This window comes from Streptomyces flavotricini (assembly GCF_020639365.1).
GTDB lineage: Bacteria > Actinomycetota > Actinomycetes > Streptomycetales > Streptomycetaceae > Streptomyces > Streptomyces flavotricini.
In genome coordinates, this window is the sequence record NZ_JAINUL010000001.1 from 6,225,278 (window position 1) to 6,233,928 (window position 8,651).

6 protein-coding genes are annotated in these 8,651 nt (G+C 72.1%); 4 read left to right on the forward strand and 2 right to left on the reverse strand.

Going from position 1 to position 8,651, the window contains the following annotated elements; translation table 11 throughout:
- Positions 1-86: 86 nt before the first annotated feature.
- The 3 genes from K7B10_RS28375 (at position 87) to K7B10_RS28385 (ending at position 4,976) form a co-directional block, all read left to right on the forward strand.
- Positions 87-929 (forward strand): adenosylcobinamide-GDP ribazoletransferase, encoded by an 843-nt coding sequence (locus K7B10_RS28375; protein WP_229340328.1) that lies wholly within the window; start codon positions 87-89, stop codon positions 927-929.
- Between the two features lie 39 nt (positions 930-968).
- Positions 969-1,667, forward strand: coding sequence for a response regulator (locus K7B10_RS28380; RefSeq protein WP_229340330.1), 699 nt, complete (start codon positions 969-971; stop codon positions 1,665-1,667).
- Between the two features lie 165 nt (positions 1,668-1,832).
- Complete coding sequence (locus tag K7B10_RS28385; RefSeq protein WP_229340332.1) at positions 1,833-4,976, forward strand: efflux RND transporter permease subunit; 3,144 nt, start codon at positions 1,833-1,835, stop codon at positions 4,974-4,976.
- 77 nt (positions 4,977-5,053) lie between these two features.
- Here the strand turns inward: K7B10_RS28385 and nadA are convergent, their stop codons facing one another.
- On the reverse strand, positions 5,054-6,241 hold the full coding sequence (gene nadA / locus K7B10_RS28390; RefSeq protein WP_229340334.1) for a quinolinate synthase NadA: 1,188 nt from the start codon (positions 6,239-6,241) through the stop codon (positions 5,054-5,056).
- 317 nt (positions 6,242-6,558) lie between these two features.
- Between nadA and erpA the strand changes: the two genes are divergently transcribed.
- Entirely contained in the window at positions 6,559-6,915 is a 357-nt protein-coding gene (gene erpA / locus K7B10_RS28395; protein WP_030010511.1) for an iron-sulfur cluster insertion protein ErpA, read from the forward strand.
- Between the two features lie 74 nt (positions 6,916-6,989).
- On the opposite strand, the gene K7B10_RS28400 is transcribed toward erpA, so the two are convergent.
- Positions 6,990-8,444, reverse strand: coding sequence for a hypothetical protein (locus K7B10_RS28400; protein ID WP_229340336.1), 1,455 nt, complete (start codon positions 8,442-8,444; stop codon positions 6,990-6,992).
- Positions 8,445-8,651: the final 207 nt, after the last annotated feature.

Below are 8,651 nucleotides of genomic sequence, written 5' to 3' on the forward strand. Positions count from 1 at the left end.
CGTCGGCTCCCCTGTTGTGGCAGCTTTCCTATTTTTCCCGTATGGGGCAATTTACCGTCCACGGTGAGCGGGTAGCGTTCGCGCCGATGAAAGATTCGTTCGACAACCAGCCCCCCGAGCCTGCCGAGCCGCCCCCGACGCCGCCCGACGAGCGGGCCTCGTTGCGCGACGGCGTGCGCTTCGCGTTCGGCACGCTCACCGTGCTGCCCGCCCGCATCACCCGCTGGGACCGGCCCGCGGCCCGCACCGGCATGGCCTGTGCGCCGCTGGCCGGGCTCGTCGTGGGCGTCCTCGCGGCCGTGCCCGGGGTCCTGCTGCTGGTCCTGGGCGGCGGTCCGCTGCTCGCGGCGGCCGTCACCGTCGCCGTACCGGCCGCCCTGACGCGGGGGCTGCACCTCGACGGGCTCGCCGACACCGCCGACGGGCTGGGCAGCGCGAAGCCCGCCGAGGCGGCGCTGCGGATCATGAAGCAGTCCGACATCGGCCCCTTCGGGGTGGTGGCGCTGCTGCTGGTGCTGCTGGTCCAGGCCGGGGCGCTGGCGGACCTCTATGCCGAGAGCTGGGTGCACGGGGCCCTGGCGACGGTCGTCGCGGCCGTCACCGCCCGGCTGGCCATGACGGTGGCCTCCCGTGACGGCGTGCCGCCGGCCCGTCTCGAAGGGCTGGGGGCGGCGGTGGCCGGGGTGCTCCCCAAGCGCTCGGCCGCCGGGATCGCCGCCCTGGTGGCCGCCTCGGCCGGGGTGGCCGCCCTGCCGGTGGGGCCGGGCGCCGCCGTCCAGTGCGCGGGCGCGGTCCTGATCGCCCTGGGCGCGGCGGAGCTCCTGCTCCGGCGGTGCGTACGCCGCTTCGACGGGGTCACGGGCGACGTGTTCGGCGCCCTCGCCGAGATCGCGGGGACCACGGCCCTCGTGGTCCTGGCCCTGGGCTGACGGTCCTTCCCCGGGAGGGGACCGCGTAGGGTGCGGGGCGTGGAAGAGACGCCGACGACCATCAGGGTGCTGCTCGCCGACGACCAGGCCCTGCTCCGCAGCGCGTTCAAGGTGCTGGTCGACTCCGAGCCCGACATGGAGGTCGTCGCGGAGGCTTCCGACGGGGCCCAGGCCTGCGCGCTCGCCCGCCAGACCCGGCCCGACGTCGTCCTCATGGACATCCGGATGCCCGGCACCGACGGGCTCGCCGCCACCCGCATGATCAGTGCCGATCCTGAACTCGCCGCCGTCCGCGTCGTCATGCTGACGACCTTCGAGGTCGACGAGTACGTCGTCCAGTCCCTGCGGGCCGGCGCCTCCGGCTTCCTCGGCAAGGGGGCCGAGCCCGACGAGCTCCTCAACGCCATCCGCGTCGCCGCCGCCGGGGAGGCGCTGCTCTCCCCGGCCGCCACCAAAGGGCTCATCGCCACCTTCCTCGCCCAGGGCGGCGGCGCCGACCCCGCAGCCCCCGCCGCGCACGCCGAGCGCCTCGCCGCGCTGACCGTCCGCGAGCGCGAGGTGCTCGTCCACGTCGCCGCGGGCCTGTCCAACGACGAGATCGCCGGACGGCTCGAAGTCAGCCCGCTCACCGTCAAGACCCACGTGAACCGGGCCATGGCCAAGCTGGGCGCCCGCGACCGGGCCCAACTGGTGGTCGTCGCCTACGAATCGGGACTGGTCCGGCCCCGGGCCGACTGAGAGGGGCGCGGCCGCGGAGTACGTGCGTGTACTGCGGACGCGGTATGCGGCAGATAAGGACGCGGGACCTGGGGGCGACGCAGCACCGCCCCGGCGTACGGAAGGCTGAAGGCCCGCGGCCTTCAGGCCCCGCCCCGCCCACGCCACTGCAGAGAGATCCCACCCATGTCCTGGCTGTCCCGCTTCAGCCTGGCCCAAAGAGCGCTGATCGGCCTCGTGTCGATCACCGCACTGCTCTTCGGCGCCATAGCCATCCCGCAGCTCAAGCAGCAGCTGCTGCCGTCCATCGAACTGCCGATGGTGTCCGTGCTCGCGCCCTACCAGGGCGCCTCGCCCGACGTGGTGGAGAAGCAGGTCATCGAGCCGATCGAGGCCACCCTCAAGGGCGTCGACGGCATCACCGGCATCACCTCCACCGCCAGCGAGGGCAACGCCCTCATCATGGCCAAGTTCGACTACGGCGACGAGGGCACCAAGCAGCTCGTCGCCGACGTCCAGCAGGCCGTGAACCGGGCCCGCGTACGGCTGCCCGCGGAGGTGGACCCGCAGGTCGTGGCCGGCTCCACCGACGACATCCCGACCGTCGTCCTCGCCGTCACCTCGGACAAGGACCAGCAGGCGCTCGCCGACCAGCTCAGCCGCTCCGTCGTCCCCGTCCTCGAGGACATCGACGGCGTCGGCCAGGTCAGCGTCGACGGGGTCCAGGACCTCCAGGTCGCCGTCACCCCCGACAACGCCAAGCTCGCGGCGGCCGGCCTCGACGGCGGCGCCCTCGCCCAGGCCCTCCAGGCGGGCGGCGCCACCGTCCCCGCCGGCTCCTTCGACGAGGCCGGCAAGAACCGGACCGTCCGCGTCGGCGGCGGCTACACCTCCCTCGCCCAGCTCCAGGACCTGCGCCTGAGCGCCGGCCCCGGCAAGCCGGCCGTGCGCCTGGCCGACGTCGCCACCGTCACGCAGGAGCCCGCCAAGGCCGTCTCCCTGACCAGCACCAACGGCAAGCCCAGCCTCGCCCTCGTCCTCACCATGGACAAGGACGGCAGCGCGGTGGCGATCTCCGACGCCGTCCAGGACAAGCTGCCCGAGCTGCGCTCCGCACTCGGTTCCGGCGCCGAGCTGACCGTCGTCAGCGACCAGGGGCCGCCCGTCGCCAAGTCCATCTCCGGCCTCACCACCGAGGGCCTGCTCGGCCTGCTCTTCGCGGTGATCGTGATCCTGGTCTTCCTGGCCTCGCTGCGCTCGACGCTGGTCACCGCGGTCTCCATCCCGCTGTCCGTGGTCCTCGCGCTGATCGTGCTGTGGACCCGTGACCTGTCGCTCAACATGCTGACCCTGGGCGCCCTCACCATCGCCATCGGCCGCGTCGTCGACGACTCGATCGTGGTGCTGGAGAACATCAAGCGCCACCTCGGCTACGGCGAGGAGCGCGAGGCCGCGATCGTCGCCGCCGTCAAGGAGGTCGCCGGCGCGGTCACCTCCTCCACGCTCACCACCGTCGCCGTCTTCCTGCCGATCGGCTTCGTCGGAGGCATGGTCGGCGAGTTCTTCGGCCCGTTCTCCCTCACCGTCGCCGCGGCCCTGCTGGCCTCGCTGATCGTCTCCCTGACGGTCGTTCCGGTGCTCTCGTACTGGTTCCTGCGCACCCCGAAGGGCATCGACCCGGCGAACGCCGAGAGCGTGGCGAAGGCGCGGCGCGAGGCCGAGGAGAAGGAGGCGAAGAGCCGCCTCCAGGGCTTCTACGTACGCACCCTGGGCCTGGTCACGCGCCGCCGGATCGCCACCCTGACCGTCGCGGTCGTCGTCCTCGTCGCCACCTTCGGGATGGCGCCCCTGCTGAAGACCAACTTCTTCGACCAGGGCGAGCAGAGCGTCCTGACGGTCAAGCAGCAGCTGCCCCCGGGTACCTCGCTGACCGCCTCCGACGCCGCCGCCCGACGGGTCGAGAAGGCCCTGACCGAGGTCAAGGGCGTCAAGGACTACCAGGTCACCGTCGGCTCCTCCGGCTTCCTGGCCGCCTTCGGCGGCGGTACGGGCTCCAACCAGGCCTCGTACCAGGTCACCCTGGAGGACTCCGGCGACTCCGAGGGCGTCAAGAAGCGCATCGAGGACGCCCTCGGCAAGCTCGACGGCATCGGCGACACCAGCATCTCGGCGGGCGGCGGCTTCGGCAGCCAGAACCTGAGCGTGGTCGTCAAGGCCGGCCAGGCGGACGTCCTCGCCAAGGCCGCCGAGCAGGTCCGGGCCGAGGTGGCCACCCTCGACGACGTCACCGACGTACAGAGCGACCTCTCCCAGTCCGTTCCGCGCATCTCGGTGACCGCCACCCCGAAGGCGGCCGAGGCGGGCCTGAACCAGGCGGCCCTCGGCGCGGTCGTCGCCCAGGCCGTACGGGGCACCCCGGCGGGCAAGGCCGTACTGGACAACACCGAGCGGGACATCGTCATCAAGTCCGCGCACCCGGCCACCACCCTGGCCGAACTGCAGGCGCTCCCGGTCGGCCCGGTCAAGCTCGGCGACATCGCCGAGGTCAAGGAGGTGCCCGGCCCGGTCTCGATGACCCGGATCGACGGCGCCCGCGCCGCCACGATCACGGCGAAGCCGGTCGGCGACAACACCGGCGCCATCGGCGCCGAGCTGCAGACGAAGATCAAGGCGCTCGACCTGCCCGAAGGGGCCACGGCCACCATCGGCGGCGTCTCCTCCGACCAGGCCGACGCGTTCGCCTCCCTGGGTCTGGCCATGCTCGCGGCCATCGCGATCGTGTTCATGCTGCTCGTGGCCACGTTCCGGTCGCTGGTCCAGCCGCTGATCCTGCTGGTGTCGATCCCGTTCGCGGCGACCGGCGCACTCGGCCTGCTGCTGGTGACCGGCACCCCGATGGGCGTCCCGGCGATGATCGGCATGCTGATGCTCATCGGCATCGTCGTCACCAACGCGATCGTCCTGATCGACCTGGTCAACCAGTACCGGGCCCAGGGGCTGGGCGTGGTCGAAGCCGTCATCGAGGGCGGCCGGCACCGCCTGCGCCCGATCCTCATGACGGCCCTCGCGACGATCTTCGCCCTGCTCCCGATGGCACTCGGCGTGACCGGCGAGGGCGGGTTCATCTCGCAGCCGCTCGCGGTGGTCGTGATCGGCGGCCTGGTCAGCTCGACCCTGCTGACGCTGCTCCTGGTGCCGACCCTCTACACGATGATCGAGCTCCGCAAGGAGCGCCGCCGCGCGAAGCGCGAGGCCAGGCGCACGGCCCGGCTGACGGTGGTCCCGGCCCCGGAGGAGTCCTCGGACGAGGAAACCCCGGCCAGGGTCTGACGTACGGTCCGGCGAACGCCGAAGGGCCGCCCCCTCGAACGAGGGGGCGGCCCTTCGGCGTACGGCGGGGGGGACGGCTACGGGAGGGCGAGCATGCGCTCCAGGGCGAGCTTCGCGAAGCTCTCCGTCTCCTTGTCGACCTGGATCTGGTTGACGAGGGTGCCCTCTGCCAGGGACTCCAGGGTCCACACCAGGTGGGGGAGGTCGATGCGGTTCATCGTCGAGCAGAAGCAGACCGTCTTGTCGAGGAAGACGACCTCCTTGTCCTGCGCGGCGAATCGATTCGCCAGGCGGCGGACGAGGTTCAGCTCGGTGCCGATGGCCCACTTGGAGCCGGCCGGGGCCGCCTCCAGCGCCTTGATGATGTACTCCGTCGAGCCGACGTAGTCCGCGGCCGCGACGACCTCGTGCTTGCACTCGGGGTGGACGAGGACGTTCACGCCGGGGATGCGGGCGCGCACGTCGTTGACCGAGTCCACCGAGAACCGGCCGTGCACGGAGCAGTGGCCGCGCCACAGGATCATCTTGGCGTCGCGCAGCTGCTGGACGGTCAGGCCGCCGTTCGGCTTGTGCGGGTTGTAGAGCACACAGTCGTCCAGGGACATGCCCATGTCGCGGACGGCGGTGTTGCGGCCCAGGTGCTGGTCCGGCAGGAAGAGCACCTTCTCGCCCTGCTCGAAGGCCCACTCCAGGGCCTTCTTCGCGTTGGAGGAGGTGCAGATGGTGCCGCCGTGCTTGCCGGTGAACGCCTTGATGTCGGCCGAGGAGTTCATGTACGAGACGGGGACCGTCGCGTCGGCTATGCCGGCCTCGGTGAGCACGTCCCAGCACTCGGCGACCTGCTCGGCGGTGGCCATGTCGGCCATCGAGCAGCCGGCGGCCAGGTCCGGCAGGACGACCTTCTGGTCGTCGGAGGTCAGGATGTCCGCGGACTCCGCCATGAAGTGGACGCCACAGAAGACGATGTACTCGGCCTCCGGCTTGGCGGCCGCGTCCTTGGCGAGCTTGAAGGAGTCGCCGGTGACGTCGGCGAACTCGATCACCTCGTCACGCTGGTAGTGGTGGCCGAGGATGAAGACCTTGTCCCCGAGCTTCTCCTTGGCCGCGCGGGCGCGCGCGACCAGGTCCGGGTCCGACGGCGACGGCAGGTCGCCGGGGCACTCCACCCCGCGCTCGCTCTTGGGGTCGGCCTCACGGCCGAGCAGCAGCAGGGCAAGGGGCGTCGGCTGGACGTCCAAAGGCTGGGCGGTGGTCACGACACGCACCCTTTCTGTTCCGCGACAAGGGACTTCCGAAGCAGGGCTTCTGAAGCCGGATTCGACTTCTCGTCTATTTGACGTTATCTATGATAGCCGCTTCACGTCACTTTGACGATGCCGATAGTGTCGATGTGACGAATTCGCCCGGGACGAAGCTCCGGGTCCGTCAGGTCCACCTCCCCGCGACGGTGTGCGAGCATGGAAATCTGAAACATGCGTCGGGTCCGGAATGAATCCGCGGCCCCGCTCGTTGCCATCGACGGCAAGAGTCCGACGTTTCCCCGCCTTGGGTGGGGAGCCGCCCACTTCGGGAGTGAATGCAGATGTCCGTACAGGACGACAAGACCACTGTGAGCGACGGCATCCTCCTGTCCGACGCCGCCGCCGAGAAGGTCAGGACCCTGCTGGAGCAGGAAGGCCGCGATGACCTGGCGCTCCGCGTCGCCGTCCAGCCCGGTGGCTGCTCCGGCCTGCGGTACCAGCTCTTCTTCGACGAGCGCTCCCTCGACGGCGACGTCGTCAAGGACTTCGACGGCGTGAAGGTCGTCACGGACCGGATGAGCTCCCCGTACCTGCACGGTGCCTCGATCGACTTCGTCGACACCATCGAGAAGCAGGGCTTCACGATCGACAACCCCAACGCCACCGGCTCCTGCGCCTGCGGCGACTCCTTCAGCTAAGCCTGTAGCGAGCACGGACACACGGGAGGCCCCCGGCGCCATGAGCGCCGGGGGCCTCCGTCGTGCGCGGCGGGCTACTGCCGGGGGAGCGGCTTGCCCGAGGTCGCGTCGATCACCTTGCGCTCACCCAGCGGCTGCTGGAGCGTCGCCGACACCGTCATGTCCTGGGCGAGCATGATGCAGGCCCGGCCCGGCTCGTTCGGGGTGTCCGTGATCCGCACCATCACGGATCCGGCCTCCTCCCGGGCCTCCAGGGCGTACGTGCTGCACACCCCGCCCCAGAAGTTCACGGTCAGCTTCCGGTCGGCCTCCTGGTACGAGACCCCCGGCACCGTCCGCCCGCCCTTGGGGGCCGACGGCACGGCCGTGGCGTCCTCACCGGCCGGCTGGGCCACCGTACGGCCGGGCCCCCCGTTGGCGCCCGCCACCTCGAACAGCCAGGCCGGCACCAGGCCGCGCGCGCCCTCCACGGTCCCCGGGGCCAGCCCGAGCACCGCCCCCTTCACCGTCTCCGTCCGCGGCGGCTTCATCGGCCGCGGCTCCGGGTTGCAGGGCGGCGTGTCCCCGGGGCCGACCGGGGTGTCCGGGGTCAGCGGGACCGAGGTCGCGCAGCCGCTGGGCCCCGGGTCCGTACCGCCGGATCCGGCCGAGGACCGGTTCAGCCGGGCCAGCGCCTCGACGGCCCCGACCACCGGCTGCTCCGCCGCGCGTACGGGCGCCTTCAGCTCGCCACCGCCGGCCACCACCCGGGAGTCCGCGCCCACGCTGATCTTCGTGGACCAGCCCTGGGTGGGCAGCCCGCCGATCACCGGGTCGGCCGTCACCACGCGCACGGAGCCCTGCGTGAGCCGGGCGTCCACCGCGGCCCCGCTCTGGCCGAGCGCCGCCAGCACCGGGGCGGCCGCGGCCTTGGCGGCCTCCTCGCTCACCGGGGTGCCGCCCTTGGCCGCCGCGCCGCCGTCGCCGTCCGCGCCGCCCGCCTGGGGGAGGGTGGCCGGGCCGCAGGTGTCCTTGCCGCGCTTGCAGTCGTCACCGGCCCCGCCGGTCCCCTGGAAGCGTGAGAAGTTCCAGGTCCCGGGGGCCTTGTGGTTCACCGTGAGCCGGGGTCCGGAGCCGTCGGCGCCCTCCCCGGCCAGCCAGGTCTCCCCGGTGAGCCGCGGGGTGCCGGGGAGGCCGAGGGCCGTCGCGAGCCGCGCCGCCTCCTCCGAAGTGACCTCGCCGGTCGCGGCGAAGGACGGCGCGCTCGCCGGGGCGTCGGGGAGCTTCACGTCGGCCCGGTACGTCACCCCGCTTCCGTGCGGGTCCGGCTCGCCGGGGGCGATGCCCGGCCCGGAGGGGCTCGGCGCGACGCGGGGCGCGGAGGCCGCGCTGTCACCCGTACGGGCGCCCGCCTTGCCGTCGCCGGAGGCGGCCGACGCCCAGTACGCCGTACCGCCGCCCGCGAGCAGGACGGCGGCCGCGATCGAGCCGATGGCCCAGGCCGGCCGCCGCCGTGTGCCGCGTGATGTGTCGCTTTGTTCGGTGGTCACCGCTTGCTCCTTCGCCCTCGCCGCATTGGCTGATGCGGCTGTGACGGAACAGACGGCGAACCGGTTCCCCGGGCCGGTCCGGCGGACCAGGCCCCGGTCCGCATCGGCTAGGTGTATTGACCACGAGCGTTGTTAACGGTGCTGGGTCTTGATCATGGCGGAGACCTCCGGTGTGGTGGAGGTGTCTAGGCTCCACACCACACACGG

Coding starts and splice junctions, on each gene's coding strand:
- K7B10_RS28375 (WP_229340328.1), top strand. CDS start 87: ATGAAAGATTCGTTCGACAACCAGCCCCCCGAGCCTGCCGAGCCGCCC.
- K7B10_RS28385 (WP_229340332.1), top strand. CDS start 1,833: ATGTCCTGGCTGTCCCGCTTCAGCCTGGCCCAAAGAGCGCTGATCGGC.
- erpA (WP_030010511.1), top strand. CDS start 6,559: ATGTCCGTACAGGACGACAAGACCACTGTGAGCGACGGCATCCTCCTG.